Genomic DNA, 26,321 nt, shown 5'->3' with positions numbered 1-26,321 from the left:
TTATGCTGGCACGAAAATGACGGGACACGTGACCAGACCTATGCACATTATCGCCGCCTCGCTGCGCAGCCTCCTGGCGGCGCTTTTCGTCCTCGTGTCCGGCGCGGTCGCGTCACTTGCGCAGGAGCCCTATTTCGAGATCGACCTGCTGAATCCCGGCTTGCCCCAGCCGCCCGCGTCCCTCGACCGCGACACGCCCCGCTCGACGGTGGAATCCCTCCTGTCCTTCTTCGACGACGACGAATACGGCGCCGCGGCCCACCTGCTGGACCTGGGCGATCTGCCGCTCGAGATGCAGGCCAACCGCGGCGCCGATCTCGCGCGGCAGCTCAAGATGATCATCGACCGGCAGGTCCTGATCCCCTGGACCGACCTGTCGGACCGCCCCGACGGCTGGCTCGACGGGGCCCAGGAAGACCCTGGCGCCGGGCGCGTGCGCCGCTCGATCCTGCTCAACATGCTGGAGCTGGACAAGCGCCCCGTGCCCCTGCGCCTCAACCGCGTGAAACCCGCGAACGAAGACGCGGTATGGGTCATCTCGCGGCAAAGCGTGCGCGACATCCCCGCGCTTTACGAGCGCTTCAAGCCGACCGAGCTTGAAATGGCGATGCCCCCCTGGGCGCGCGAACGCGGCCCGTTCGGGATGTATATCTGGGAATGGCTGGCACTGCCCGTCATCACCGTCGTCGCGTTCCTGCTGGGCTACATCGCCTATCGCCTCGTCGGCTGGCTGGGCCAGTTCTCCAGCCGTCGGATCGTGCAGGCCTGCGTCCGCGCCTTCCGCCTGCCCGCCACCATCATGGTGATTTCCGCCGTCATCGGCTTCACCACCAACCGCCTGCTGGTGGTCACCGGCCCGATAAGTGTCGTCGTCGGACCCCTGGTCCTTTTGGGCTATGTCATCGGCTTCGCCCTGGCCGCCGTGCGCGTCGCCGACGAGATCTTCGACCGCGTCAGCCTCAACAGCCCCGAGGAACTCGCCATCCCGGGCAACGCGCACTATCGCAACATGGCCACCATGCTGTCGGGCTTTCGCAAGTTCGTCATCATCCTGGCCGTGATCGCCGGCGCCGCCACGCTGCTCAGCTCGGTGCAGGTCTTCAACTCGCTGGGCTACACCCTGCTGGCCGGGGCCGGTGCGATCACCATCGTCCTGGGTTTCGCCGCCCGCGAGGTGCTGGGCAACCTCCTGGCCGCCGTGCAGATCGCGCTCAACCGCTCGGCCCGGATCGGCGACCAGATCATCTTCGAGGACCGCTTCTGCACCGTCGAGCGCATCCATTTCACCTATGTCCAGCTGGCGATCTGGACCGGCAACCGCTTCATCGTGCCGGTCAGCCACTTCGTCAAGCATCCCTTCGAGAACCTCTCCGCCGGCGACCGCGAGATGACCCGGCCGATCCGCCTCACCTTCGCCCAGACCGCCGATGTGTCCGCCCTGCGCACGGCGTTCTTCCAGATCATGGACGAGATCGACGACGGCACGCTGGGATCGAAGGACGACGCCGGCGTATGGGTCGAGGATCAGGACATCTTCGGCAAGAAGGTCCTCTTCGCCCTGCCCACCCCCGACCAGTCCACCTTCTGGGATCTCGAAACCGCCTGCCGCGAACGCCTGCTGACCCGCGCCGCCGAGCTGGAAAAGGAAACCGGCAAGCCCTTCCTGCCGCAGGGCCCGGTGCAGGATTATCCCGGCGGCTGAAGGTGCCCGCGACCGTCATCCCACCGTAACCTTGTGCCGACATTGATTACGTGGTGAAACTTGCAGTTCCACCGTCGACCGATCAACAATCAAAAGGCCACCCCATGACAGCATCCGCCGACAGCCCCGAGATCCTGAACTTTGGCTGGGAAGAATGGATTTCCCTGCCCGGACTGGGCGTGCCGGCGTTGCGGGCCAAGGTCGACACCGGCGCGCGCACCTCGGCGCTCCACGCCTTCGACATCGAGACCTTCGGGCCGTCCTCGAAACCCAAGGTCCGGTTCACCGTCCACCCCATCCCGGGCCGCGACGACCTCGTGATCCCCTGCTCGGCCCCCATCGTCGACCGGCGCGAGGTCGCGTCCTCGAACGGCGAGAAGGAACTGCGCTACGTCATCGAAAGCAAGCTCGAGGTCTCGGGCCAGTCCTGGCCGATCGAGATCACGCTCACCAACCGCTCCACCATGAACAGCCGGATGCTCCTGGGCCGCACCGCGCTCAAGGATCACATCTCGATCGTCGCCACCGACCGCTTCCTTCAGCCCGAGCTCAACTACGACGTCTACCACACCAAGAAGATGCGCGAGGCCCAGCCCAACCGCTCCTTGCGCATCGCGGTGCTCTCGCGCGAAGACAACTACTCGACCCGCCGCCTCGTCGAGGAAGGCGAGAAGCGCGGCCATTCCGTCGAGGTCATCAACACCACCCGCTGCTACATGGCGATCAACACGCTGGCGCCCGAGGTGCATTACGACGGCAAACGCCTGCCCCGCTACGATGCCGTGATCCCGCGCATCGGCGCCTCGATCACCTCCTACGGCGCCGCCGTGGTGCGTCAGTTCGAAACCATCGGCACCTACTGCGTGAACCCCTCCGCCGGCATCTCCTCCAGCCGCGACAAGCTCTACGCGCATCAGCTCATGGCCCGCGCCAAGGTCGGGATGCCCAACACCGCCTTCGCCGCCTCGCCGCAGGACACCGGCAACCTCATCGGCCTCGTCGGCACCGCGCCGCTGATCGTCAAACTGCTGGAATCCACCCAAGGCAAGGGCGTCGTGCTGGCCGAAACCAAGAAGGCGGCCGAGAGCGTGATCGACGCCTTCCGCGGCCTCAAGGCCAACTTCCTCGTGCAGGATTTCGTCAAGGAGGCCGCGGGCGAGGACATCCGCTGTCTCGTGATCGGCGGCAAGGTCGTGGCCTCGATGAAACGCACCGGGGCCGAGGGCGATTTCCGCTCCAACCTGCACCGCGGCGGCTCTGCCAAGTCCGTGCGCATCACCAAGACCGAGCGCGAGACCGCCCTGCGCGCCGCCCGCGCCTTCGGCCTGGGGCTCGCCGGCGTCGATCTTCTGCGGGCCGAGGCCGGCCCCAAGGTGCTCGAGGTCAACTCCTCGCCCGGCATGGAGGGGATCGAGAATTCGACCGGCAAGAACATCGTCGGGATGCTCTACGATGATATCGAGGCCCGCGTGCGCCCCGAACCCGTGCGGCGGCGACGCACCAGCAAGTGAACCCGGGGGGAGCGCAACGTCACCCGGCGCGCGTTAACCCTTTCGCGCCGCGCGGTGCTGCGCCGCGGCGGTGTACGGGGGGTGCACGCGGGGTGTACGCATGTCACCCCCACCCGATCCGGCCAATATCGGGGCGTTAATCCACCGCACCCCCTCTGGACGCGGCGCTCTCATATCCTTATATATTCAGTCGGATAACGGCACAGGACGTGACATGACCCAACAGCCAGAACCCCTCGAAGGCGCGCCGCTGATCGCGCCCTCCAGCACGGATCACCCGCTTTACGACCAGATCGTCGAAGCGTGCCGCTCGGTCTATGACCCTGAAATCCCTGTGAATATCTATGACCTCGGGCTGATCTACACGATCGACATCACCCCCCAGAACGAGGTCAGCGTCATCATGACCCTCACCGCCCCGGGTTGCCCCGTCGCCGGCGAAATGCCCGGCTGGGTCGCCGAGGCGATCGAGCCGTTAGCAGGTGTTAAACAGGTTGATGTTGATCTGACCTGGGAGCCACCCTGGGGCATGGACATGATGAGCGACGAGGCAAGGCTCGAACTCGGGTTCATGTAAGGCAAGCAAAAACGCTTGCATTTTGCAAAAGCAAGTAATATTACTTGCATATGATCTGGACCGTCTTCACCGGCGATATCGTTGACTCCTCCGCCCTTTCGGCGGACCGTCTGGACGATGTCATGGCCTGCCTCGACCGGCTGTCAGATGACATCTCCGCCTGGGGCCAAGGCGCCACGGCTGCGTTCGGACGACGTGGCGGGGACGGCTGGCAACTGGCGGTCAATCCGGCTGAATACACCCTTAGATCAACGCTTTACCTGCAATCCAGCCTGATGGCGTTGGAGCCGGCAGTGCAAACGCGCATCGCCGTGGCGACCGGCAAGGGCACCCTCTCCGACGTCAACCCCAACAGTGCCCACGGCCCTGCGTTCAGCGCCTCTGGCCGCCTGCTGGAGTCGCTCTCGGGCAACACGCTCCTGGCCCACGCCGCCGGTGGCCCACTCGACGCCACCTTCCGACTTGCCGACCATATCGCGCAGGGCTGGACCCAGGCGCAGGCCCGCGCCGTGGCCGCGATGCTGCCCCCCGGAACCGGGCCGCGCCGCGTCGCCGCCGACCGCCTCGGCATCTCCCGCCAGGCCATTGACCAGGCGCTTCATGCCGCCGGCTACCCCGCCCTGCACGATGCCCTGACACTGCTGGAGAAGTCGGAATGATCGAAACCTTGACCGCCCTCCTCTTTGCTCATGTCGTGGCCGATTTCATCCTGCAAACCGACTGGATCCATCGCCACAAGCGCCATTTCGGCGTCATGCTTCTGCACGGGGCGGTGGTTCTGGTGGCCTCCATGGCCGCGCTGGGCCACGTGGACGCTTTGCCGGTCCTGGCGCTCGCAGGCCTGCACCTCGCGATCGACTGCGCCAAAACCTACGGCAATTTCAAGGGCCTGACGGCGTTCCTCGCCGATCAGGCCCTGCACCTTTTGGTGGTTGTCGCCGTCGCGTTCTACGCCCCCACCCTCTGGGCCACCGGCGCCTGGGCCGACATGCCCACCCTGTTGCCGCTGATGGCGCTTCTCTCCGGCCTGATCGCGACCCTGGTCGCCGGACAATACGCCATCGGCCTCTTGATGCGCTCGCATGGCACGCTGATCCAGCAACGCGGCCTGCGCAACGGCGGCCGCCAGATCGGGCTGATCGAGCGGGGCCTGATCTTCTTTTTCGTCATGGCAAATCAACCGCTTGCCGTGGGCTTTTTGATCACTGCCAAGTCCATCCTGCGCTTCGGCACCGCCGCGCGGGATCAGAAAACGGCGGAATACGTGATCATCGGCACGCTGGCCTCCTTTGCATGGGCGTTCCTGGTGGCCGAGGCCACCCGCGCCTGGATGGAATTGCTGCCGCCGCTTGAGATTGCCGGGTGGCTTGCTTAGATTGAGGTCAACGCAGCGAGAAAGGCAGCACCATGTTCGGAATTCCAGGCAAACAGGCGGTCACCATGACCCCCAAAGCGGCGTCGATGATTGCCCGCCTGATGGACAAGGACGGCCACCAGGGCCTGCGCATCGGCGTCAAGAAAGGCGGCTGCGCGGGCATGGAATACACCATGGACTACGTGACCGAGGTCGACCCAAACGACGAAGTGGTCGAGCAGGACGGCGCCCGCGTCATGATCGCGCCCATGGCGCAGATGTTCCTCTTCGGGACCGAAATCGACTACCAGACCTCGCTTCTGGAATCGGGCTTCGTCTTCAACAATCCCAATGTCACCGAGGCGTGCGGCTGCGGCGAGTCGATCAAGTTCGAAGGCATGTAGCCGTTGCCCCGCCCGGCCCGAGCCGCTACCACTCCGGTCAATTAACCCGGAGGTAAGGAATGGCGCGTAAGCTGGCGGCTGGTAACTGGAAGATGAACGGCACGCGCTGTGCCTTGCAGGAATTGTCCGCTCTCGCACAGGCGCATCCAAATCCGTCCGTGGACATCCTGATCTGCCCGCCCGCCACGCTGATACATCCGGCTGCGGCGCTCGTGGCGGACGCGTCCGTTCAGATCGGCGGGCAGGATTGTCACGCGCAGGTCAGTGGCGCCCATACCGGCGATATCTCTGCCGAAATGCTGTCCGACGCCGGCGCCACCAGCGTCATCCTCGGACATTCCGAACGGCGCGAAGATCACGGCGAGAGCAGCGATGACGTCAACGCCAAGATCCGCGCGGCCCACGCCGCCGGGCTGGTCGCCATCGTCTGCGTGGGCGAGTCGCTGGCGCAGCGCGAGGCGGCCAACACGCTCGATATCATCGGCGGCCAACTCGCCGCGTCCCTGCCCGATGCCTGCACCGCGGCCAATACGGTGATCGCCTACGAGCCGATCTGGGCCATCGGCACCGGCAAGATTCCCACGACCGAACAGATCGACGAGGTTCACGATTTCATCCGCGCCAGCATGATCCGCCGCTTCGGCGCTGAGGACGGCCGTGCGATCCCCCTGCTCTACGGCGGATCGGTAAAGCCCGACAACGCCGCCGAGATTTTCGCCACCGACAATGTCGACGGCGCCCTCGTCGGCGGCGCAAGCCTCAAGGCCGCGGATTTCTCGCCCATTATCAAGGCATTGGAGCAATCGACCTGATCGTCTAGACCGGCAACATCGTCGTCGACTTGATCTCTTCCATCGATAAGAGCGCGGTGACGTTGTGCACTTTCACCTCTGAAATCAGCGCCTGGTAGAAGGTGTCGTAGGCCCGCGCGTTGCTGACCACGACCTTCAGGATATAGTCGATATCACCTGCCAGCCGGTGCGCCTCCATCACCTCCGGCCGGGTCCTTAGAGCATTCAGAAACCTGTCCTGCCACTCCTTGTCGTGCTCTGACGTGCGGATCAGGACGAAGAAACAGGCCTCCAGCCCCAACGCCTCGGGATCCAGCAAAAAAGTCTGCTGGCGGATCACGCCGCCTTCCCGCATCTTGCGAATCCGGTTCCACACCGGCGTCTTCGAACTGCCCACGGATTTGGCGATATCGTCCAGCGACTGCCCCCCGTCCTTTTGCAGTTCCAAGAGGATTTTCCGATCCAGTTCGTCAAGGCGAACACTCATTCCACAATTTCCCTTTTCCCGGAACACGCCCTGTCCACTGAATGCATTTTGGAACGCATGTCCTTATTCGCACCGACCAGTGGCGCAATACCGGGAATATTTTCTATATCTAAGGACAAGTCAATCGCAGCCGGAGGCCAGCTCCCGTGAAACATTTTCCCATCTTCGTCGCGCTCGAGGGCCGTCGCGTCGTACTGTCCGGCGGCGGTGACGCGGCCCTGGCCAAGCTGCGCCTGCTGCTGAAAACCGAAGCGCACCTGACGGTGTTCGCCTCGTCTCCCGCGCAAGAGATCGAAGACTGGCACGCCGCCGGCAAACTGCGCCTTGTGCGCCGCGCGATGGAGCCCGGTGACACGACCTGCGCCGTACTGTTCTACGCCGCGGACGAGGACGAGGCCGAGGATGCCCGCACCTCCGCCATCGCCCGCGCCGATGGCGCGCTGGTGAATATCGTCGACAACTTGCAGGACAGCGCGTTCATCACGCCCGCGATCGTGGATCGTGACCCGGTAACCGTCGCCATCGGCACCGAGGGCGCGGCGCCCGTTCTGGCCCGCGCGATCAAGGCCGATCTGGAAGAGCGCCTGCCCGCCACGCTGGGCACCCTCGCCCGGATCGGCAAGGCATTCCGCAAGGCGGTCGAGGTGCTGCCCATGGGCCGCAAGCGCCGTGACTTCTGGTCGGAGTACTATTTCGGAACCGGCCCGCGTGCGATGGATGAAGGCGGCGAAGAAGCCGTCAACGCGGTTCTGCCCACCCTTCTGGACACCCATGTGAAGGCCGAAGAACGTCAGGGTCACGTGGCCTTCGTCGGCGCCGGCCCGGGTGATCCGGAACTGCTGACGCTCAAGGCCCGCAAGGCGCTCGACGCCGCCGACGTGGTGATCCACGACCGGCTTGTCACGCCCGAAATCCTTGAACTTGCCCGCCGCGAAGCGACGCTGATCGACGCCGGCAAAACCGGCTTTGGCCCTTCGATGTCGCAGGAGGATATCAACGCGCTGATCGTCGAACACGCCGCCACCGGCGCGCAGGTGGTGCGCCTGAAAGGTGGCGATCCGACCGTATTCGGCCGACTCGACGAAGAAATCGACGCGGTCGATGCCGCCGGGATCGGCTGGCACATCGTGCCCGGGATCACCGCTGCCTCGGCCGGTGTAGCCGCCATCGGCCAAAGCCTGACCAAGCGCAAGCGCAACGCCGCCGTCCGCTTCGTTACCGGCCATGACATGAAAGGCTATGCCGAGCAGGACTGGGCCGCCCTCGCCCAACCCGGCGAGGTTGCCGCGATCTACATGGGCAAGAAGTCCAGCCGATTCATCCAGGGCCGTCTGCTGATGCACGGGGCGGACCGCGCAACCCCTGTCAGCATCGTCGAAAATGCCTCGCGCCCGGAACAGCGCATCGTCGCCACCACCGTGGCCCGCATGGCGCAGGATCTGGAAGCCGCCGATCTCGACGGCCCCGCCCTCACCTTCATCGGCCTCGCCCCCCGTGCCGCCGAGGCAAGTCTTTCCCTCTCGACCCAGGAGTTCGCCTGATGCCCAGAGAATTCACGCCCAAGGTCGTCACCGCCAATGCGCTGCTCGAAGGCGACGTCGTTTACCAAACCGCCGACGACCGCTGGACACGGCACCTTTCCGAGGCCGAGTTGATCAGCGACGAAGCCCTCGCCAATCTGCGGCTGGCGCAGGCCGAAGGTCAGCCGGAATTGGTCGTCGGCGCGTATCTGGCCGATGCCAAGCCCTCTGACAACGGCCCCCAGCCGACGCATTTCCGCGAGGAGTTCCGCCGGACCGGGCCATCCAACTACCACCATGGCAAGCAAGCCGAGGTAAACTGATGTATTCCTATTCCGAATTCGACGCGGCCTTCGTGGCCGAGCGCAACCGCCAGTTCCGTGCCCAGGTCGAGCGCCGCATCGCCGGCAACCTCACCGAGGACGAGTTCAAGCCGCTGCGCCTGATGAATGGCCTCTACCTGCAACTGCACGCCTACATGCTGCGCGTGGCCATCCCCTATGGCACGATCAACTCGCGCCAGATGCGTCAGCTCGCCCATATCGCCGAGACATGGGACAAGGGTTACGGCCATTTCACCACGCGCCAGAACATCCAGTTCAACTGGCCCGAACTGCGCGACGTGCCCGAGATTCTCGAGGCGCTGGCCGAGGTCGAGATGCACGCGATCCAGACCTCCGGCAACACCATCCGCAACGTGACCGCCGATCATTTCGCCGGCGCCGCCGAGGACGAGATCGCCGATCCTCGCCCAGTGGCGGAACTCTTGCGGCAGTGGTCCACCGACCACCCCGAATTCCAGTTCCTGCCGCGCAAGTTCAAGATCGCCGTGACCGGCAGCCCGAACGACCGCGCCGTGATCAAGGCGCACGATATCGGCATCCAGATCGTCGAGCGCGACGGCGAAATCGGCTACCGCGTTCTCGTCGGCGGTGGCCTTGGCCGGACGCCGATGATCGGCAAGGTGCTGACCGATTTCGTCAGCCAGGAAGACCTGCTGCCTTTTATCGAGGCCACGGTCAGCGTCTGGAACCTGCTGGGCCGGCGCGACAACAAGTACAAGTCGCGCATCAAGATCACTGTGCACGAGCACGGCATCGACGATATCCGCGCCCGGGTTCAGGAGCGGTTCGAGATTATCCGCCCCACGTTCAGCGGCATCGACGTAGCTCTCTTCGAAGACATCAAGACCGCCTTCGCACCGCCGGCGTTCCGGCAGGACGGCACCGAGGTGTTCGAGACCACGTACAAGACCGACCCGATCTTCCGGTCCTGGGCCGACACGAACCTCGTCGCGCACCGTGCGCCCGGCTATGCTATCGTACAGATCAGCCTCAAGGCCCATGGCGCCACGCCCGGTGACGCCACGGCGGACCAGATGCGGGTGATGGCCGACCTTGCCGAGTTCTACGGCCATGACGAGCTGCGCATCAGCCACGAACAGAACGTGATCCTGCCGCATGTGCACAAGTCCTACCTGCCCGCGCTGCACGCCATCCTGAAAAAGCACGGGTTGGCCACGGCGAATATCGGCCTGATCTCGGATATCATCGCCTGCCCCGGCATGGATTACTGCGCGCTGGCCACGGCGCGGTCCATTCCGATCGCCCAGCAGATCGCCACCCGCTTCGACGAGTTGAAGCTGGAGCATGATATCGGCGAGTTGAAGATCAAGATCTCGGGCTGCATCAACGCCTGCGGCCATCACCATGTGGGCCATATCGGCATCCTCGGGCTCGATCGCGCAGGCGTCGAGAACTACCAGATCACGCTGGGTGGCGACCACACCGAGACCGCGGCTATCGGCGACCGTACCGGACCGGGATTCTCGGCCGACGAGATCATTCCGGCCGTCGAACGCATCGTCGAGACCTATCTCGACCAGCGGCAGGACCGGGACGAGACGTTCCTGCAATTCTACCGCCGTGTCGGCATGGCGCCGTTCAAGACCGCCCTCTACGAACAGGACAAGGCCTATGCTGCAGAGTAAGATCGACACCAGCCTGCCGACCCGGGTCTCGGGTCTGAACGAGTGGTATCGCCTGAACTCCGCGACCGCCGTGCTGCGCCATGCGCTGGCCAGCCCCGAGGCGGGCAAGCTGGCGCTCGTGTCCAGCTTCGGCGCGGAATCCGTGGTGCTTTTGCACATGATTTCGGTGCTGAAGCGCGACACGCCGGTGATCTTTCTCGATACCGAGATGCTGTTTGCCGAAACGCTGGTCTACCAGCAGGAACTGGCCGAACGCCTTGGCCTGAAGGACCTGCGCATCATCCGTCCCGACACCGACGCGGTGGCCCGGCAGGACCCCAACGGGACCCTGCACCAATCCGACACCGACGCCTGCTGCACCCTGCGCAAGACGGTGCCGCTACAACGCGCGCTGCAAGGGTTCGACGGCTGGATCACCGGGCGCAAACGCTATCACGGTGGTGACCGGGCGGCGCTCGATTTCTTCGAGACCGAAGAGTCCACGGGCCGGATGAAGGTCAACCCGCTGGCGCATTGGACCCGAGAAGACGTGCAGACCTACATGGAAGAAAACCGCCTGCCCCGGCATCCGCTGGTGGCGCAAGGCTATCCGTCCATCGGGTGCAAACCCTGCACCAGCCGTGTGGCCGCCGGCGAAGACGCCCGCGCGGGCCGCTGGCGAGGCACCGACAAATCCGAATGCGGCATTCATTTCGTCAACGGAAAACCCGTCAGAACAGGAGAAACGGCATGAGCGTTATCGTGACCGATCAAGGCTTTACAAGCGACGACTGGGACGGTCCCATCGCCGCGCTGAACGACGCGCATCCTGGCTGTGCCATCGATCTTGCGTCCAGCAACGACCCCAATGAGCTGGCCGGGCGGATATCTGACATCCCGATGATCCGCGTCGACTTTCCCAGCTTTTCCGACGGGCGCGGGTTCACCATCGCGCGGCAACTCCGGCTGATGGGCTTCAAGGGGCGCCTGCGGGCGCGCGGCCATGTCATCGCCGACCAATACGCGATGGCGCGCCGGGCCGGTTTCGACGAGGTGGAAATCTCGGACGACCTGGCCCAACGGCAGCCCGAGGACCAATGGCTGTTCCGGGCGAATTGGCAGGCGCATGACTACCAGGCACGCCTGCGCGGGGCCGAGCGCGGCAGGATTCCCGCGGAATAACCCCTGTCATCTGACCTGAATCAAAGTATACGAGGAGGCGCCCGGGCTAAGACCCCGGGCGATGATTGCTGATGAACGAGACCGTGACCGTGACCGAAGCGAAACCCGTCAAAGTCCCCACCCTGCCCGACGCCCAGACCGTGACGGCGGTCAAGCACTGGACCGACCGGCTGTTTTCCTTCCGCACCACCCGACCCGCCAGCCTGCGCTTTCGCTCGGGCGAGTTCGTGATGATCGGGCTGATGCAGAAAGACGAGAAGACCGGCAAGGAAAAGCCCCTGCTGCGGGCCTATTCCATCGCGTCTCCGTCTTGGGACGACGAGCTGGAGTTTTACTCGATCAAGGTGCAGGACGGCCCCCTGACCAGCCGCCTGCAGCACATCCAGCCGGGCGACGAAATCATTCTGCGGCCCAAGCCCGTGGGAACGCTGGTGCATGACGCCCTCTTGCCCGGCAAGCTCCTGTGGCTTTTCGCAACGGGCACCGGCTTTGCGCCTTTCGCCTCGCTGTTGCGCGATCCGCAAACCTATACCGATTATGACGAGGTGATCATCACCCATACCTGCCGCGAGGTGGGTGAGCTGACCTACGGCAAGGAGCTGATCGACAGCATCCGCAGCGACGAGATGCTGGCCGAACTGATCGGCGAAGGCTTTCACGAGAAGCTGCGCTATTACCCCACCACAACGCGAGAGGAGAGCCCGAAGATGGGCCGCATCACAGACTTGATGCGCAAGGGCGAAGTCTTCGAAGACCTGGGGGTTGAGTCTCTTACGCCCGAGATCGACCGCGCGATGGTCTGCGGCAACCTGGCGTTCAACCTTGAGATCAAGGAAATGCTGGAGGAATACGGCCTGCGCGAGGGTGCCAACTCCGATCCGAAGGAATACGTGGTCGAAAAAGCCTTTCTCGACTGAACCTTGTCAGCCGAAAAACGAAAAAACCCGCGCTGTTCGCAGCGCGGGTTTTCTTGTTTCAGCAGCCTGATGCGATCAGATGTTGAGCGCTTCACGCACCGCGTCCAGCGCGCTGTCCAGCATATCGGGATTGTCCCGCGCGGCTTCCAGGCTGGATTTCAGCCCTGTCTTCTGCACCGGGCCGAGGCCGGAATTGTCGATGTAGTCCGCAACCTTGTCGTAATCGAACCCCTCGGGCGTCAGCAACTGCTCGATGGAGGTCTCGGTCGCCTCGGCTGCGTCCCCGGCTTCGGTCGCGGCGTCTTCCGCGGCCTCTTCGGTAGCGCTCGCGGCGTCTTCTGCCGCGTTTTCGGTTGCAGCTGCCGCATCGCTCGTCGCATCCGCGGCCTCGTCAGCCGCATCCTCGGCGGCCTCTTCCGTCGCATCCGCCGCGTCGCTTGCAGTGTCAGCGGCGGCATCTGCGGCGTCCGAGGCGGCTTGCGTCGTTTCTTCGGCGACTTCCTCGGCTGTCTGCCCGGTCGCATCCGCGGCGTCGGCGGCGGCTTCCGCCGCATCATCCGCGGCTTCACTGGCCGAGTTGGCGGCATCCGACGCGGTGTCCTCGGCGAAATTGGCCGCGTCGTCGCCAGCCTCGACCGCGTCCTGCGCCGCTTCATCGGCGGCTTCCCCGGCAGCATCGACAGCATCTTCTGCGGCCGCCGCGGCATCTTCGGCGGCCTCCTCGGTTGCCTCGGCAGCCTCGTCCAGCGCTTGGCCGGTGTCCTCGACGGCGTTCTCGACCGCTTCACCGGCGGCATCGCCGGCACTTTCCAGCTCTTCGGGTGTCGACACGGTCTCGGAGACCTCTTCCACGACCTCCTGCGGAGACTTGCCGGTGAACAGCATGTAGCCGCCGGCAAGAATGACCAGGGCGACGATCAGCCACAAAATGTTTCTCATTGGTATTCCCCTCAACTGGCAGGTATCTAGAGACAGTCACAGCCTGCCTTAACGTTGCTTCGAGATGAAGCGTAAAATCGGCGTGCGCAAGGGGAAATTACCTTCGCTTGGGGCACTGCCAGCCCATTTTGCCGCTTGAAACACCCCTTGGCCGCAGTTACCTTGCGACCTCAAACTTGTTGAACGATCGAAGGACAAAAACCATAGCCCGCAGACCACACAACGCGCCCCCGACGCGCGACACCGGCCCCCGCATCAACGATAAAATCCGCGTTCCGGAAATCCGCCTGATCGGCGCGGATGGCGAAAACGTTGGCGTCGTGACGCCAGAACGGGCCATGGGCATGGCGGAAGAGGCCGGTCTGGACCTCGTGGAAATCTCGCCGAACGCCAATCCGCCGGTCTGCAAGATCATGGACTACGGCAAGTACAAGTACGAACAGCAGAAGCGCGAGTCCGAGGCACGCAAGAAGCAGAAGGTCATCGAGGTGAAGGAGGTGAAGTTCCGCCCCAACACCGATACGCACGATTATGACGTCAAGATGCGCAACGTCTTCCGCTTTCTGGAAAACGGCGACAAGGTCAAGATCACGCTGCGCTTCCGTGGCCGCGAAATGGCGCACCAGGACCTGGGCCGCGACCTGCTGCAACGGGTGGCCGAGGACATCAAGGAAATCGGCAAGGTCGAGAACATGCCGAAGATGGAAGGCCGCCAGATGATCATGATCATCGCGCCGGGCGCCAGGTAGACCCCATAAGTTACGCAGACAGGTTTTGTCGCGTCTTCGGTCTGCCCCGACCGGGCTGACCGCTTGATTTTCCGCCGGGCAAATGGTCAGATGCCGTCGTCATACTCCCGGACCCCATCACTCACACGACCCAGGGGTTCACGACAGGCCATTGTCGGCGTCGTGGGAGGTGGCACGAACCATAAGGGGACACGGAGATGCAGTGGGGACAGCTGACCGCGGCGGCGATGCTTGCATGTAGCGTCGCGCAGGTCTGCGCCGCAGAACGGGCAAGCGACGGACAGGTCAACGTGATCTTCTGGCAGGCCCCGTCGATCATGAACCCCTATCTGACAGGCGGAATTAAGGACATCGAGTCCGCCAGCCTGGTTCTCGAGCCGCTGGCGCGCTACGACGAGACGGGCACGATGGTGCCTTGGCTGGTGGACGAGATCCCGACGCTGGAAAACGGCGGCGTCAGCGAGGACATGAAATCCGTCACCTGGACCCTGACCGACGGGCTGCTTTGGTCGGACGGCACGCCCGTCACCTCCAGCGATGTCCGTTTCACCTGGACATACTGCACCGCCGAGGGTGGCGGTTGCGCGCATGCCGACAAGTTCGCCGGGATCACCGCCATAGATACGCCGGATGACCGGACGGTCGTCATACGCTTCGACGAGGCAAAGCCGTTTCCCTACGACGCGTTCGTGGGATCCTCGGCCCCGATCCTGCAGTCACGGCAATTCGCCGATTGCCTTGGCGACCGCGCGCCGACCTGCACAGACGCCAATTTCTATCCCATAGGAACCGGCCCGTTCGTGTTGGACGAGTTTCGGGCGGGGGACATCGTCAAGATGTCCGCCAACCCGAATTTCCGGGAGCCCGAGAAGCCTGCCTTCGCCAGCTTGCTTATCAAGGGAGGTGGCACCGCCGAAAATGCGGGCCGGGCCGTGCTGGAAACCGCGGATTACGACTACGCCTGGAACCTGCAACTGCCGCCCGAGGTGCTGGACGGGATGCAGGCGGCGGGCAAAGGCAGCATCGTTTCGGCGTTCGGGACGCTGGTTGAACGTGTCGTTCTCAATCTGACCGATCCCTCGGCCGCGCTTGGGGACGAGCGTTCGACCCGGGCGCATGACCACCCGTTTCTGACCGATGTCGCCGTGCGCCAGGCCCTGAGCCTGGCGATCGACCGGGCGATCCTTGTCGAGATCGGCTATGGCGAGGCGGGTGCGATGACCTGCAACATCCTGCCCGCGCCGGAAATCTATGCCTCCGACGCCAACGAGGCCTGCAAGACCCAGGACATCGCAGGTGCCAAGTCGCTGCTGGACGCGGCCGGCTGGACCGACAGTGATGGCGATGGCATCCGCGACAAGGACGGGATCGATCTGCGCATTCTGTTTCAAACCTCCACCAACGCGGTCCGCCAGACCTTTCAGGCGGCGATCAAGAGCTGGTGGTCAGAGATCGGGGTCGAAACCGAACTGCGCAGCATCGACGGGAACGTCTTTTTCGGAAGCGATCCGAACAGTCCGGACACTTACCAGAAGTTTTTTGCCGACGTGCAGATGTACGCCCAGATGTTCGATGGCACGGACCCCGAGGCGTATATGGCCAGCTGGACATGTGAGCGCATTCCGACACCGGAAAACCAGTGGCAGGGCACCAACATGCCGCGCTATTGCAACGAGGCATACGATGCCCTGGTGCAAGAGTTTCGCGAAACCGCAGGCCTGGAGGCCCGTGCCGAACTGGCACGAGCGCTCAACGACATGCTGATACAGGATTTCGCGATTCTGCCGCTCGTACATCGCGGGCGCGTTTCGGCCCATGTAGACAGCCTGGGTGGTATCGTCATGAACACCTGGGACAGCGAATTGTGGAACGCGGCGGACTGGTACCGCAAGTCTGCGGAGTGAACCCGAAAAGGGTACGATGGGGGCCGCCAATGGACATGGCTGAATGCTGACATTCGCTTTGCGCCGATTGCTGCTTTCGATACCGGCCCTGATCCTGATCGCGTTGATCATCTTTCTGTTGCTGGAACTCGCGCCGGGCGATCCCATGGGCAACCTGCCCCAAACGATTTCGCCCGAGGTGAAGGCACAGATGCGCGAGGCGCTCGGCCTTGGCGAGCCCGTGCATGTGCGGTTCTGGAAGTGGATGGTGCAATTCTTCTGGATCGAGCCGCAAGTGCTGTTGGATAGCGTGTTCGGCACATCCCTCGCCGATGGAAAGCTGCGGGTCCTGAGTTGGCAGAGCCGTGCGCCCGTCATGGCCGAGATCGCCCGCGCCCTGCCCCAGACCCTTTGGGTCGTCGGTACGGCTTATGTGGTCGGCATTCTCGTGGCCTTGCCGATCGGGATCTACTCGGCCTATCGGCAATACTCGGTCTTCGACAACGCCGGCACCTTCGTGACCATGCTAGGCTATTCCCTGCCGCCGTTCCTGACCGGCCCCTTGGTCATCTATGTCTTCGCGGTTCAACTCGACCTGCTGCCCTTCATCTACGAGACAACGCATAGCGTGAGGGATTGGGACAGCTTCATCTATCAGGTCCGGCAGATGGTCTTGCCCGTGCTGGTCTTGTCGGTACAGACCACGGCGCAGATCAGCCGCTATCTGCGCTCTGCCATGCTGGACAACCTCGGCCAGGATTACGTGCGCACGGCGCGGGCCAAGGGGCTTGGAGAGTGGGCGGTGGTGATGGTGCACGTCCTGCGCAATTCGATGATCCCGGTGGTAACCGTCATTGCATTGGGCGCCCCGGCAGTGTTCGGCGGGGCCATCATCACCGAGCAGGTGTTCGCGATAAACGGCATCGGCGCGCAGTTGATTGGTGCGATCAAGGCCAACGACCTGCCCATGGTTCAGACGCTGACATTCCTGTTCGCGGTCCTGATCGTTCTCGCCAACCTGGCTGCGGACCTGCTCTATGGTCTGCTCGATCCGAGGATCCGCTATGACTGACCGGGCGCGCGCCAAAACCGGCCTCTGGCGCGACGTCCGGCGCCAATTCCTGCGCCACAAGGGTGCCGTCTTCGGCGCATACCTTTTTGCCGGTATCGTGCTGGCCGTACTGCTTGGCCCGTCCCTGTGGAGCATCCCGCCCGATGCGCTGGATTTCTCCGCCCGCAACGCGGCGCCCAGCCTGGCGCATCCCTTCGGAACCGATCAGCTGGGCCGGGACGTGCTGGCACAGGTGCTGGTGGGGGGACGTATCTCACTGGCGGTCGGGGTGGCGGCCATGGTCCTGTCGGTGGGGCTGGGCACGCTGGTGGGTGTGTCCGCCGGGTTCTTTCCCCGACTCGACGGGCCGTTGATGCGGCTGACGGACCTGTTTCTGTCCCTGCCCCTTCTTCCCTTGCTGCTGGTCATCGTGATGCTTTTCCGCGAAGCGCTGAGTGCCGCGGTTGGTACGGAGATGGGAATTTTCCTTTTGGTCGTCACCGCGATCGGACTGACCAGTTGGATGCCCGTAGCACGGATCGTGCGGGCCGACGTGCTGAGCGTTCGGGAGCGCGAATTCATCCTGGCGGCACGCGCCTCGGGCACCACGCGCTTTCGCCAGATCACCCGGCATGTGCTGCCGAACGTCCTGTCGCCGGTGGTGGTTTCCGCCACGCTCGGGATTGCCAACGCGATCATAACCGAAAGCGCCCTGAGTTTTCTGAGCCTGGGTTTTCCATCCGATTTTCCCACCTGGGGGCGCCTTCTGAGCGATGGCGTGGTCTATCTGGCGGAGTTCCCCTGGCGCGTGTTCTGGCCGGGCCTGATGATCTCGCTCACCGTTCTCAGCGTGAATTTCATGGGCGACGGGCTGCGCGATGCGCTCGACCCCAAGCTGCGCGCCCGAACCGCGCGGCTTTGATCGGGATCAAGGCGGGACAGGCTTGGCCTGCGAATATGGAGCCCGCGAAAGGGAGGCCATCATGAAGCACGAAGCCCGGAAAAACGCGTTGCTAAAACGCCGCGAAACGCTGACCGCTCATTTGAACACCGTCGAACGCACGTTGGACGAGACACCACCCAAAGACTGGGAAGACCGCGCCTCGGAGCGGCAGGGCGACGAGGTGCTCGAGGCGCTGGGTTTGGCGGAACTGGAAGAGCTCCGCCGAATCGATGCCGCGCTGGAGCGGATCAGGGCGGGCACTTATGGTATCTGCAGTGCCTGCGGGGAAAACATCCCGGAGGCCCGGCTGAAGTTCCTGCCGGACACACCGTTCTGCGCCCACTGCGCGGCCTGACCGAATCAGGCCGGCATCCGCTGTTCGATGATCCCGGCCCACCAGCTGCAGCCGGCGGGGATGACCTCGTCGTTGAAGTTGTACTCTGGATGATGAACCGGGGCCGAGGGACCATTGCCGACAAGGATATAGGCCCCCGGCCGTTCCTCGAGCATGAAGGCGAAATCCTCGCCGCCCATGACAAGCGGGGCCGTATCGCATTGACCTGACACCGATTTTGCCACCTCGGCGGCGAAATCCGTCTGCTCTTCGTGGTTGGCCATGACCGGGTAGTTGTACTCGTAGCCAAGCGATATCTCGGCGCCGAAGGCCGCGCCGATATGGTCGCAGATGCCCTTCATCCGGGTCGCGGCCAGCTCTCGCGTCTCGTTGCTGAGCGTGCGCACGGTGCCCATCAGCGTGACACGTGACGGGATCACGTTGAACGTGTGCGACGAGGTTTCCATCGAGGTCACCGAGACGACGATCTGCTGGATCGGATCGGCATTGCGGCTGACGATGGTCTGAAGCGCGGTCACCAGGTGGCCGGTGACGACCGTGGGATCGATGGTTTCATGTGGCTTGGCCGCGTGGCCGCCCTTGCCTTCGACCTCGATATCGAACCTGTCGGTGGCGGCAAAGAACGGGCCGGGACGGATGGCGAACTGACCCGGCTCGACCCCCGGCCAGTTGTGCATGCCGTAGACCTCCTGGATGCCGAAGCGTTCCATCAATCCGTCGTCGCACATCTCCTTGCCGCCGCCGCCGCCCTCTTCGGCGGGCTGGAAGATGATGACGGCAGTGCCGTTGAAATTGCGCGTCTCCGCAAGATATTTCGCCGCGCCCAGCAGCATGGCGGTGTGACCGTCATGGCCGCAGGCGTGCATCGCGCCGGGCGTCTTGGAGGCATAGTCGAGCCCCGTCGCCTCGTGAATCGGCAGTGCGTCCATATCGGCGCGCAGGCCGATGGTGCGGCCCGAGCTGTGCTCGCGCCCTTTGATGACCGCCACGACGCCGGTGCGACCCAGCCCGGTTACGACCTCGTCGCAGCCGAAGCTTTGCAGTTTTTCGGCAACCAGTGCGCTGGTGCGGTGGGTATCAAAGAGGATTTCGGGGTTCTCGTGAATATCACGTCGCCATGCCGTTATCTCATCCTGCATTTCTGCAAAGCGGTTCTTGATGGGCATGCGCGGTCCTTTCAGTATCCACAATCCGAAGTCAGAACGACGTGATCCCGCGAAACCTCGCGATAGAGCGACGGGCCGGGGTCGTGATCCTTGGGGTGTATCGGAGACGGAATCGGTTTGAAACTCAAATCACTTATCAGCCGCCGTTGGTCAGGGTCTGCCACGGGGACAGCGCGCAGGAGCGCGCGCGTGTAGGGATGCCGGGGATCTTCCAACACGACGGCACGGGGCCCGCGCTCGACGATGCGCCCGGCATACATGACCGCGATGTGATGGCTGACCCGCTCGACCACCGCCATGTCATGGCTGATGAAGAGGTAAGACAACCCCAGTTCGGCCTGCAATTCCATCAGGAGATTGAGAACCTGCGCCTGCACGCTGACGTCCAGCGCCGAGACAGCTTCGTCGGCGACGATTAATTTCGGGTTAAGCGCTAGGGCGCGCGCGATTGCGACGCGCTGACGCTGGCCACCGGACAACTCGTGCGGGTAGCGGTCGAGAAAGCTGCCTGGCAGGCCGACCCGGTCGAACAGGGCTGTCACGCGGTCAGTGCGTTGAGCCTTGTTCTGATTGGTGAAATTGCGCAGGGGTTCGGCCACCTGCTCGGCTAGGCGCAGCACGGGATTGAGGCTGCCGTAAGGGTCCTGGAAGATCATCTGCATCTGCGCGCGCGCGCGGCGCAGTTCGGCGGCGGGCAAGGCGGTTATGTCCTGTCCGCCCAGCGAGATGCGGCCGCGATCGGGCTCGACCAGGCGCAGAAGGGAACGGCCCACGGTGGACTTGCCACAGCCGGATTCACCAACCAAGGCAAGGGTTTGACCGGCGTTGATGGAGAAGGACACATCCTCGACCGCGTGAACACGACCCACGATTTGCCGCAAAAGCCCGCCCCTTACCGGAAACCGGGTGCACAAATGCTCGACCCGGAGAAGTTCGGTGCCCTGCCCCGGTATGGGTTTCGGCGGCGCTTCGGGATCGAGCGCGAACGGCTCCGGCGCCGGTTTTCCGCGCATGTCGCCCAGACGCGGCACGGCGCCAAGAAGCTTGCGCGTGTAAGGATGCGAGGGCGACGAAAAGACTTGCGAAACAGGGCCTCCCTCGATTTTTTCACCGTCCTTCAGGACCACGACGCGGTCGGCCACCTGGGCCACGACGGCCATGTCGTGGGTGATGAAAAGAACGGCGGTTGCGTGGTCGTGGCGGAGGTGGTCGATGAGGGCCAGGATCTCGGCCTGGGTGGTGACGTCGAGGGCGGTGGTGGGCTCGTCGGCGATCAGGAGACGCGGCTCGCAGGCCAGCGCCATGGCGATCATTACGCGCTGGCGCATGCCGCCAGAGAGTTCGTGGGGGAATTGCGAGAGGCGGCGTTCGGGTTCGGAGAGGCGGACTTCTTGCAGTAATTCCAAGGCCTTGGCGCGCGCAGCGGCGCGGCTGAGCCGCTTGTGTTTGCGCAGACCTTCGGTCAGCTGACGGCCGATAGTGAAGACCGGGTTGAGGGCGGTCACGGGTTCCTGGAAGATCATGCCGATCCGGGCGCCGCGCAGGCTACGCATCTGTTTTTGCGTCAGTTTTCCGAGGTCGAGAGGCCCGGAGCCTGCGTCGAACATCAACCGGCCGCCGGTGATCCGGCCCCCCTCGAAGCCGACAAGACGCATCAGGGCGAGTGAGGTCACGGACTTGCCGGAGCCGGATTCCCCAACGATTGCAAGGGTTTCGCCAGGCAGAATGTCGAACGAGACGTCGCGCACGGCCACGGTGTAGCCGGCATCGGACCGGAACGTCACGCCGAGGTTTTCGATCTGGGCAAGAGGCATGTCGCGCATGTCAGGGAGTTAAGCAGCGGGCTTGGGAGAGGTCAATTTCGCGATGACCGACTGCACATTGAAGGGCGAAGATCAGCGTCGGTATCGCGTCGGTATCCGGGTGGTATTGCGACGGTGCGGTTTTCGGGATCACCGGAGCACCGGAGCGGCGCAGAATTTGCGCAAATTCTGCAACCGGAGAATATGTATTCTCCGGGACATTTTCTGCGCAGAAAATGGCGCGCGGACCATCAGGGGGCGGCGGGTGTCAGGCGGGTGATCCCGACCGACGCGGCGCGCGCGAGATCGGCATCGAGCGACATCGGGATGTATTCCCCCCGGCGCCAGAGCTGGGCCATGTCGTCGTAGTGCCGGCTGAGAAAGTGGCCCGATTGCCCGGTCGCGGTGATGAACACGCTGCTGTCGGGATCGGCGAAATCGTAGACCCCGCGATAGCCCGCGCCGTGCACGTTCTGGAAGGGGTCGGGTCCCTGCCCGCGCGTGCGCCCGCGCAGGAGCGTGTTGTCGCCGCCCGAGGTCGACTGGCGGATGTTGACGAAGTAGCGCAGCAGCGGCACTTCGCCCAGAACCTGGTGATCATGCGTGGCCTGGTGCGCGTCGCCCCAGCGCAGGCTTTCCAGCGCGCTGCCATAGCGTTCGTCGATCCAGATCAGCGCCGCGTCGAGCGCGATGCGGGCGACGTCGGAACAGGTTTCCTCGACCGTGGACTGTCGGATGTCACACCAGGCCGACGCGCCGTCGATGTCGCGGTAGACACGTTCGATGAAGACCGGATCGGGATGGGTGAACTCGTCCGCCAGGGGGCCGAGCTCATCGACGATCAGGCGGCGTTGCAATTCGCGCAGCCAGGCGGCGTAGATCAGCGGCTCGGGCAAATGCTCGTTCATCTCACCGTTCCACTCGGACAGCAGGGTGAGCGCGCGTTGGCGCTGACGCTCCGGCGTGCCGTCGGGCGCGGCTTCGCCGGTGAACCACAGGTCCTTGCCGATGAGCGGCAAAAGCGAGCGGGCGGTGAAGCTGACGGTATCGAGCTGCGCTTCGATGAAGCTGTCGCGGGTATGCACCTCGCGGTTCTGCATCAGGCGGCGCCAGCGGAAGACGCGCTGCGTGTCGCCCCACTTGTAGCTGACATGGTTGGGAAAGGGGCGGTCCAGGGTCTTGTTGTTGGTGTTACCCAGGATGCCACCGGCGGGGGCCACGAACTCGGGGTTTGCTGAATAGGCCAGCGTCCCCTGCCAGCGGTTCTTGTCTTCCCATCCCCGCGACGGGTAGCGGCCGCGCGTTTCGTGCTCTGCGTCGCGGCGGGGCATGGCGCCGATGGTCTTCATGGCGATGGTGGACTGGTCCACCAGCGTCAGGTTCTGCGACGGCGCGATATAGCTCTCGCCTGCCGCGATGGCCTCTTCCACCGATGCCGCACGCATCAGGGCCATGGCCGAGGACAGCGTCGTGTCGCTGTCCGAGAGGGCCGTCCAGCCCAGCGAGGCGACGTGGCCCGGGGGCGTCACGTCGGCCAGGTTGTAATGCGAGCCAGGGAGCACGGGACCATTTTCCGTCCAGCGCAGGGTGAGCGTGATCGGGGCGGCATCCGCGATGCGGATGATGGTGCTTTCGGTACGGAAGGGCTTGTAGCCGTCGGGTGTGAGATATTCCTGCGGGTTGTCGGGGTTCAAGCGCTCGATGAAGAGGTCCTGGTCGTCGAGATAGGAAGACGTGACCCCCCAGCCCAGGTCGGCGCTGCGCCCGGCCATGACGATGGGCACACCGGGGATGGTGGCGCCGATGACGCCGCCGGTCTGCAGCTCCAGCCGGGCGAGGTACCAGATGGCGGGCGCGGTCAGGCCAAGGTGAGGATCGTTGGCCAGCAGCGTGCCGCCCGAGGCCGAGCGCTTGGGCGCGGCGGCCCAGGCGTTGGAGGCGCCGGCGAAGGCCCGTTTCCTGAAGGGCGACAGCGGGTGGTCGGGGATACCGGGAGCATTGTTGTGGGCGAATTGCGTGCCCTCGGGGAAAAGGCTGGCATATTCGGGCAGCGCGGCGATGCCGGTGCCGGGGGCCAGCGGCATGATGTCGGCCAGGCGGTCGGCATCGTCCAGCTCAAGCGCTGCGTGGGCGTAGAGCACTTCCTCTTCCAGATGCGCGGAAAGCTGCACCGCCATGAGCTTGACGATGGCGATGGAATCGGCGGGCGTCCACGGGGCCACGGGATTGTTGAAGATGAACATCTCGGGCGCGCCGCGGCCCAGAGCGGATTCGTTGATCTCCTTCAGTCGCGCGTTCACCCCGGCGGAATAGGCGCGCAGGGCGGCAAGCGTCTGGGTGTCCTGCGCCTCGACCGACCGCTGGGCGAGCGTGTAGAGGTCGAAGCGGCGGAGGATCTTGTCGATCTCGACAGTGCGGGGGCCGAACACCTCGGACAGGCGCCCCTGCACGGTGCGGCGCATCATCACCATCTGCCACAGCCGGTCCTGCGCATGGGCGTAACCCAGCCCGTAGAACGTGTCGGGGTCGTTGGTGCCGAAGATATGCGGCACGTTGGCGTTGTCGCGGACGATCTCGACCGGCTCCAGGATGCCGATCACGTCGAGGTCCTTGGAATAGTCCGGCAGCGAACGCGACAGCAGGAAATAGACGCCCACCAGCGCGACCAGGCCGAGCAGGATCATCCCGCCCGCGATCCGCACCAGCCATTTGAACACTTGCGCCATGTTCCACCCACGTTAGGTTGCCATTCCGGTGGGGATAGTCACAAATCCCGGCATAGACAATGGGCCGCTCTTCACAATGCGGCGCGAAGGCACGAGGGAGATTGCGATGACGAAGCTGGCATTTCTGGGACTGGGCGTGATGGGGTATCCGATGGCCGGACACCTGGCGTCGGCGGGGCATGACGTGTGCGTCTACAACCGGACGGCGGCCAAGGCCGAGGCCTGGGTGAAGGAGCATGGCGGGCGTCACGCCCCCACCCCGCGCGAGGCCGCCGACGGCGCGGAGTGCGTGATGGCCTGCGTGGGCAATGACGACGATCTGCGGTCGGTCTGCCTGGGCGATGATGGCGCGTTCGCGGGGATGGCGAAGGGGGCGACCTTTGTCGACCACACGACCGTGTCGGCGCAGGTGACCGAGGAGCTTTATGCCGCCGCCAAGGAGGCCGGGATCGGCTATGTCGATGCGCCGATCTCGGGCGGTCAGGCCGGGGCGGAAAACGGGCAGCTGTCGATCATGTGCGGCGGCGACGCGGAAGTCTATGCCAGGGCCGAGCCGGTGATGGAGACCTACGCGAAGCTCTGCCGCCGGATCGGCGAGAGCGGCGCGGGCCAGATGACCAAGATGTGCAACCAGATCGCCATTGCCGGGCTGGTGCAGGGCCTGTCCGAGGCGCTGCATTTCGCCGAGAAGGCGGGGCTCGATGGCCGCGCGGTGGTCGAGGTGATCAGCCAGGGTGCCGCCGGCAGCTGGCAAATGGCGAACCGCTACGAGACGATGCTGGACGACCAGTTCGAGCACGGTTTTGCGGTGGACTGGATGCGCAAGGACCTGGGGATCTGCCTGAAGACCGGGAACGAGAACGGCGCGTCGCTGCCGGTGACGGCGCTGGTGGACCAGTATTACAAGGATGTGCAGAAGATGGGTGGCGGGCGTTGGGACACGTCGAGCCTGATCAAGCGGCTGCGCAAGCTGGGATAAGCGCGAGGCGGGGCCGGGATGCGTGGCCCCGCCTCGGGCTGTCTGTCGGGTGTGCCGCCGCGCGCCGTCATGCGCAACTTGGTGACGAAGCTGGCGGCTGGCCCGGCAGGGAGTGGTTTGAACCTAGGCGTCACAGCGGCGGACGTCGGTGACAAAGTCACGCAAGAGGCGGAAAGATGAGCGCGGACGGGACGACAGGCATCGCGGACTGGACGGAGCGGTTCAAGGGGACACGCGCCCTGCCCCGTGACGTGCGCGACCGGCTGATCCGGGCGGCGCGGATCGTCCGGCTGGAGAAAGGCACCCAGGTCTTCGGGCCGGACAACGTGCCGGACAGGCTGTTCTTTCTCTACGATGGGCGGATTCGCGTGTCGCAAACCTCGGAAGGCGGGCGCGAGATCGTGCTTTACCGGGTGGAGGCCGGGGACAGCTGCGTGCTGACCACCGCCTGCATGCTGGCCGAGGAAGCCTATAACGCCGAAGGGATCGCCGAGACGGACGTGACCGCCGTGGTCCTGCCGAAGCCCGAGTTCGACCGGCTGGTGGCCGAGGCGGAACCGTTTCGCAAGTTCGTCTTCGATGCCTATTCGCGGCGGCTGATCGACATGCTGCGGGTGGTGGACGATGTGGCGTTCGGGCGGATCGATGTGCGGCTGGCCGAGCGACTGCTGGCGCTGGCGGGCGACAGGAAGGAGATCGCGGCGACGCACCAGGACCTGGCGAGCGAACTGGGCACTGCGCGGGAGGTGATCTCGCGCGTGCTGGCGGATTTCCAGAAACGCGGGCTGGTGCAGCAGTCGCGGGGGCGCATCGCGCTGGTGGACAAACCGACGCTGCGGGCGCTGGCGGAGAGCCATTGATGCCCGCGCTTGGTCGGTTGGTGATCTATACCCACAAGCTGGACGAGATGGCGGCGTTCTATGCGCGGCATTTCAGGTTTCAGGTGATCCGCGCCGCGGGCGACAGGATCGTGGAGCTGCGCCCCGAGGCAGGCGGCGCGGCGATTCTTCTGCATAGGGCAGCGGCGAAGCAGAAGGAAGGTCAGGTTCTGGTGAAGCTGGTCTTCGACGTCGAGGATGTGGCCGCGTTTTGTGCCGCCGCCCGTGACAATGGGTTGGTGTTCGGCAAGGTGCACGAGGCGGACGGTTACAGCTTTGCCAATTCCAAGGACCCGGCAGGCAACGCGATCCAGGTGTCGAGCCGCGCATCGGCGACGCCGGGGCAAGACGCCTGAAGGACGCCCTTGCAGGGCCAGCCCAACGCGACTGCGCGGCGGGGCGTAGACCTGTTGCCGCCTGGGTGACTATGTCACTG

26 protein-coding genes are annotated in these 26,321 nt (G+C 64.4%); 21 read left to right on the top strand and 5 right to left on the bottom strand.

The features are described 5' to 3' along the window. Positions 1-28: 28 nt before the first annotated feature. The 7 genes from ACQY4V_RS05850 to tpiA all read left to right on the top strand — a co-directional run bounded on the left by ACQY4V_RS05850 (position 29) and on the right by tpiA (position 6,360). Positions 29-1,702, top strand: coding sequence for a mechanosensitive ion channel family protein (locus tag ACQY4V_RS05850; protein ID WP_428515935.1), 1,674 nt, complete (start codon positions 29-31; stop codon positions 1,700-1,702). Between the two features lie 104 nt (positions 1,703-1,806). Next, complete coding sequence (gene rimK, locus ACQY4V_RS05845) at positions 1,807-3,213, top strand: 30S ribosomal protein S6--L-glutamate ligase (RefSeq protein ID WP_152495789.1); 1,407 nt, start codon at positions 1,807-1,809, stop codon at positions 3,211-3,213. Between the two features lie 214 nt (positions 3,214-3,427). After that, complete coding sequence (locus tag ACQY4V_RS05840; protein WP_057794000.1) at positions 3,428-3,790, top strand: SUF system Fe-S cluster assembly protein; 363 nt, start codon at positions 3,428-3,430, stop codon at positions 3,788-3,790. Between the two features lie 50 nt (positions 3,791-3,840). Continuing rightward, entirely contained in the window at positions 3,841-4,449 is a 609-nt protein-coding gene (locus tag ACQY4V_RS05835) for a MarR family transcriptional regulator (protein WP_428515934.1), read from the top strand. Continuing rightward, complete coding sequence (locus tag ACQY4V_RS05830; RefSeq protein WP_428515933.1) at positions 4,446-5,165, top strand: DUF3307 domain-containing protein; 720 nt, start codon at positions 4,446-4,448, stop codon at positions 5,163-5,165. Before ACQY4V_RS05835 ends, ACQY4V_RS05830 begins: the two co-directional genes overlap by 4 nt. Before the next feature lie 32 nt (positions 5,166-5,197). Further along, positions 5,198-5,548, top strand: coding sequence for a HesB/IscA family protein (locus ACQY4V_RS05825; protein ID WP_057794005.1), 351 nt, complete (start codon positions 5,198-5,200; stop codon positions 5,546-5,548). A gap of 59 nt (positions 5,549-5,607) precedes the next feature. Next, complete coding sequence (tpiA, locus tag ACQY4V_RS05820; RefSeq protein WP_428515932.1) at positions 5,608-6,360, top strand: triose-phosphate isomerase; 753 nt, start codon at positions 5,608-5,610, stop codon at positions 6,358-6,360. 4 nt (positions 6,361-6,364) lie between these two features. Here tpiA and ACQY4V_RS05815 read toward each other — a convergent pair whose 3' ends face one another. Then, positions 6,365-6,826: an Lrp/AsnC family transcriptional regulator gene (locus ACQY4V_RS05815; protein ID WP_057794009.1), complete on the bottom strand. Its 462-nt coding sequence runs from the start codon at positions 6,824-6,826 to the stop codon at positions 6,365-6,367. A 146-nt stretch (positions 6,827-6,972) separates the two neighbouring features. On the opposite strand from ACQY4V_RS05815, the gene cysG reads away from it, so the two are divergent. The 6 genes from cysG to ACQY4V_RS05785 all read left to right on the top strand — a co-directional run bounded on the left by cysG (position 6,973) and on the right by ACQY4V_RS05785 (position 12,414). Continuing rightward, on the top strand, positions 6,973-8,367 hold the full coding sequence (gene cysG, locus ACQY4V_RS05810) for a siroheme synthase CysG (RefSeq protein ID WP_428515931.1): 1,395 nt from the start codon (positions 6,973-6,975) through the stop codon (positions 8,365-8,367). Beyond that, positions 8,367-8,669 (top strand): DUF2849 domain-containing protein, encoded by a 303-nt coding sequence (locus tag ACQY4V_RS05805; protein ID WP_222449968.1) that lies wholly within the window; start codon positions 8,367-8,369, stop codon positions 8,667-8,669. The genes cysG and ACQY4V_RS05805 overlap by 1 nt, the downstream gene beginning before the upstream one ends. Further along, the gene (locus tag ACQY4V_RS05800; protein WP_428515930.1) at positions 8,669-10,336 is read left to right on the top strand and encodes a nitrite/sulfite reductase; all 1,668 of its coding nucleotides are present in this window, start codon (positions 8,669-8,671) and stop codon (positions 10,334-10,336) included. The genes ACQY4V_RS05805 and ACQY4V_RS05800 overlap by 1 nt, the downstream gene beginning before the upstream one ends. Beyond that, complete coding sequence (locus ACQY4V_RS05795; RefSeq protein WP_428515929.1) at positions 10,323-11,069, top strand: phosphoadenylyl-sulfate reductase; 747 nt, start codon at positions 10,323-10,325, stop codon at positions 11,067-11,069. The genes ACQY4V_RS05800 and ACQY4V_RS05795 overlap by 14 nt, the downstream gene beginning before the upstream one ends. Further along, positions 11,066-11,497, top strand: a complete 432-nt coding sequence (locus ACQY4V_RS05790; RefSeq protein WP_428515928.1) for a DUF934 domain-containing protein — start codon at positions 11,066-11,068, stop codon at positions 11,495-11,497. Before ACQY4V_RS05795 ends, ACQY4V_RS05790 begins: the two co-directional genes overlap by 4 nt. A 71-nt stretch (positions 11,498-11,568) precedes the next feature. Continuing rightward, complete coding sequence (locus ACQY4V_RS05785) at positions 11,569-12,414, top strand: ferredoxin--NADP reductase (RefSeq protein WP_428515927.1); 846 nt, start codon at positions 11,569-11,571, stop codon at positions 12,412-12,414. Between the two features lie 75 nt (positions 12,415-12,489). Here ACQY4V_RS05785 and ACQY4V_RS05780 read toward each other — a convergent pair whose 3' ends face one another. Next, positions 12,490-13,353, bottom strand: coding sequence for a translation initiation factor 3 (locus ACQY4V_RS05780; protein ID WP_428515926.1), 864 nt, complete (start codon positions 13,351-13,353; stop codon positions 12,490-12,492). A 107-nt stretch (positions 13,354-13,460) separates the two neighbouring features. Between ACQY4V_RS05780 and infC the strand changes: the two genes are divergently transcribed. The 5 genes from infC to ACQY4V_RS05755 all read left to right on the top strand — a co-directional run bounded on the left by infC (position 13,461) and on the right by ACQY4V_RS05755 (position 18,334). Beyond that, a complete protein-coding gene (gene infC / locus ACQY4V_RS05775; RefSeq protein WP_428515925.1) occupies positions 13,461-14,102 on the top strand; it encodes a translation initiation factor IF-3 in 642 nt (213 codons plus the stop codon). A 197-nt stretch (positions 14,103-14,299) separates the two neighbouring features. Beyond that, entirely contained in the window at positions 14,300-16,006 is a 1,707-nt protein-coding gene (locus tag ACQY4V_RS05770) for a peptide ABC transporter substrate-binding protein (protein WP_428515924.1), read from the top strand. A 43-nt stretch (positions 16,007-16,049) separates the two neighbouring features. Beyond that, a complete protein-coding gene (locus ACQY4V_RS05765) occupies positions 16,050-17,057 on the top strand; it encodes an ABC transporter permease (protein ID WP_428515923.1) in 1,008 nt (335 codons plus the stop codon). Further along, entirely contained in the window at positions 17,050-17,958 is a 909-nt protein-coding gene (locus tag ACQY4V_RS05760; protein WP_428515922.1) for an ABC transporter permease, read from the top strand. Before ACQY4V_RS05765 ends, ACQY4V_RS05760 begins: the two co-directional genes overlap by 8 nt. A gap of 61 nt (positions 17,959-18,019) precedes the next feature. Then, positions 18,020-18,334 carry a TraR/DksA family transcriptional regulator gene (locus ACQY4V_RS05755; RefSeq protein ID WP_428515921.1) on the top strand — a complete coding sequence of 105 codons (315 nt, stop codon included), beginning with the start codon at positions 18,020-18,022 and terminating at the stop codon, positions 18,332-18,334. Positions 18,335-18,339: 5 nt separating this feature from the next. On the opposite strand, the gene ACQY4V_RS05750 is transcribed toward ACQY4V_RS05755, so the two are convergent. From ACQY4V_RS05750 to ACQY4V_RS05740, 3 genes are all read right to left on the bottom strand, one after another. Beyond that, positions 18,340-19,500, bottom strand: coding sequence for a M20 aminoacylase family protein (locus ACQY4V_RS05750; RefSeq protein ID WP_428515920.1), 1,161 nt, complete (start codon positions 19,498-19,500; stop codon positions 18,340-18,342). 11 nt (positions 19,501-19,511) lie between these two features. After that, positions 19,512-21,323: an ABC transporter ATP-binding protein gene (locus ACQY4V_RS05745; RefSeq protein WP_428515919.1), complete on the bottom strand. Its 1,812-nt coding sequence runs from the start codon at positions 21,321-21,323 to the stop codon at positions 19,512-19,514. 230 nt (positions 21,324-21,553) lie between these two features. Next, complete coding sequence (locus ACQY4V_RS05740; RefSeq protein ID WP_428515918.1) at positions 21,554-24,028, bottom strand: penicillin acylase family protein; 2,475 nt, start codon at positions 24,026-24,028, stop codon at positions 21,554-21,556. Between the two features lie 106 nt (positions 24,029-24,134). On the opposite strand from ACQY4V_RS05740, the gene ACQY4V_RS05735 reads away from it, so the two are divergent. From ACQY4V_RS05735 to ACQY4V_RS05725, 3 genes are all read left to right on the top strand, one after another. Continuing rightward, positions 24,135-25,007: an NAD(P)-dependent oxidoreductase gene (locus ACQY4V_RS05735; protein WP_428515917.1), complete on the top strand. Its 873-nt coding sequence runs from the start codon at positions 24,135-24,137 to the stop codon at positions 25,005-25,007. Between the two features lie 176 nt (positions 25,008-25,183). After that, positions 25,184-25,867, top strand: coding sequence for a Crp/Fnr family transcriptional regulator (locus ACQY4V_RS05730; RefSeq protein ID WP_428515916.1), 684 nt, complete (start codon positions 25,184-25,186; stop codon positions 25,865-25,867). Then, a complete protein-coding gene (locus ACQY4V_RS05725) occupies positions 25,867-26,241 on the top strand; it encodes a VOC family protein (RefSeq protein WP_428515915.1) in 375 nt (124 codons plus the stop codon). Before ACQY4V_RS05730 ends, ACQY4V_RS05725 begins: the two co-directional genes overlap by 1 nt. Positions 26,242-26,321: the final 80 nt, after the last annotated feature.

This window comes from Roseovarius sp. (assembly GCF_965277045.1).
GTDB lineage: Bacteria > Pseudomonadota > Alphaproteobacteria > Rhodobacterales > Rhodobacteraceae > Roseovarius.
This window is presented reverse-complemented; position numbering and strand designations above follow the sequence as displayed.

What these genes read in the sequence shown, in the direction of transcription:
- rimK (WP_152495789.1), top strand. Translation starts at nt 1,807, where the DNA reads ATGACAGCATCCGCCGACAGCCCCGAGATCCTGAACTTTGGCTGGGAA.
- ACQY4V_RS05840 (WP_057794000.1), top strand. Translation starts at nt 3,428, where the DNA reads ATGACCCAACAGCCAGAACCCCTCGAAGGCGCGCCGCTGATCGCGCCC.
- ACQY4V_RS05835 (WP_428515934.1), top strand. Translation starts at nt 3,841, where the DNA reads ATGATCTGGACCGTCTTCACCGGCGATATCGTTGACTCCTCCGCCCTT.
- ACQY4V_RS05830 (WP_428515933.1), top strand. Translation starts at nt 4,446, where the DNA reads ATGATCGAAACCTTGACCGCCCTCCTCTTTGCTCATGTCGTGGCCGAT.
- ACQY4V_RS05825 (WP_057794005.1), top strand. Translation starts at nt 5,198, where the DNA reads ATGTTCGGAATTCCAGGCAAACAGGCGGTCACCATGACCCCCAAAGCG.
- tpiA (WP_428515932.1), top strand. Translation starts at nt 5,608, where the DNA reads ATGGCGCGTAAGCTGGCGGCTGGTAACTGGAAGATGAACGGCACGCGC.
- ACQY4V_RS05815 (WP_057794009.1), bottom strand. Translation starts at nt 6,826, where the DNA reads ATGAGTGTTCGCCTTGACGAACTGGATCGGAAAATCCTCTTGGAACTG.
- ACQY4V_RS05805 (WP_222449968.1), top strand. Translation starts at nt 8,367, where the DNA reads ATGCCCAGAGAATTCACGCCCAAGGTCGTCACCGCCAATGCGCTGCTC.
- ACQY4V_RS05800 (WP_428515930.1), top strand. Translation starts at nt 8,669, where the DNA reads ATGTATTCCTATTCCGAATTCGACGCGGCCTTCGTGGCCGAGCGCAAC.
- ACQY4V_RS05795 (WP_428515929.1), top strand. Translation starts at nt 10,323, where the DNA reads ATGCTGCAGAGTAAGATCGACACCAGCCTGCCGACCCGGGTCTCGGGT.
- ACQY4V_RS05790 (WP_428515928.1), top strand. Translation starts at nt 11,066, where the DNA reads ATGAGCGTTATCGTGACCGATCAAGGCTTTACAAGCGACGACTGGGAC.
- ACQY4V_RS05785 (WP_428515927.1), top strand. Translation starts at nt 11,569, where the DNA reads ATGAACGAGACCGTGACCGTGACCGAAGCGAAACCCGTCAAAGTCCCC.
- ACQY4V_RS05780 (WP_428515926.1), bottom strand. Translation starts at nt 13,353, where the DNA reads ATGAGAAACATTTTGTGGCTGATCGTCGCCCTGGTCATTCTTGCCGGC.
- ACQY4V_RS05770 (WP_428515924.1), top strand. Translation starts at nt 14,300, where the DNA reads ATGCAGTGGGGACAGCTGACCGCGGCGGCGATGCTTGCATGTAGCGTC.
- ACQY4V_RS05765 (WP_428515923.1), top strand. Translation starts at nt 16,050, where the DNA reads ATGCTGACATTCGCTTTGCGCCGATTGCTGCTTTCGATACCGGCCCTG.
- ACQY4V_RS05760 (WP_428515922.1), top strand. Translation starts at nt 17,050, where the DNA reads ATGACTGACCGGGCGCGCGCCAAAACCGGCCTCTGGCGCGACGTCCGG.
- ACQY4V_RS05755 (WP_428515921.1), top strand. Translation starts at nt 18,020, where the DNA reads ATGAAGCACGAAGCCCGGAAAAACGCGTTGCTAAAACGCCGCGAAACG.
- ACQY4V_RS05750 (WP_428515920.1), bottom strand. Translation starts at nt 19,500, where the DNA reads ATGCCCATCAAGAACCGCTTTGCAGAAATGCAGGATGAGATAACGGCA.
- ACQY4V_RS05745 (WP_428515919.1), bottom strand. Translation starts at nt 21,323, where the DNA reads ATGCGCGACATGCCTCTTGCCCAGATCGAAAACCTCGGCGTGACGTTC.
- ACQY4V_RS05740 (WP_428515918.1), bottom strand. Translation starts at nt 24,028, where the DNA reads ATGGCGCAAGTGTTCAAATGGCTGGTGCGGATCGCGGGCGGGATGATC.
- ACQY4V_RS05735 (WP_428515917.1), top strand. Translation starts at nt 24,135, where the DNA reads ATGACGAAGCTGGCATTTCTGGGACTGGGCGTGATGGGGTATCCGATG.
- ACQY4V_RS05730 (WP_428515916.1), top strand. Translation starts at nt 25,184, where the DNA reads ATGAGCGCGGACGGGACGACAGGCATCGCGGACTGGACGGAGCGGTTC.
- ACQY4V_RS05725 (WP_428515915.1), top strand. Translation starts at nt 25,867, where the DNA reads ATGCCCGCGCTTGGTCGGTTGGTGATCTATACCCACAAGCTGGACGAG.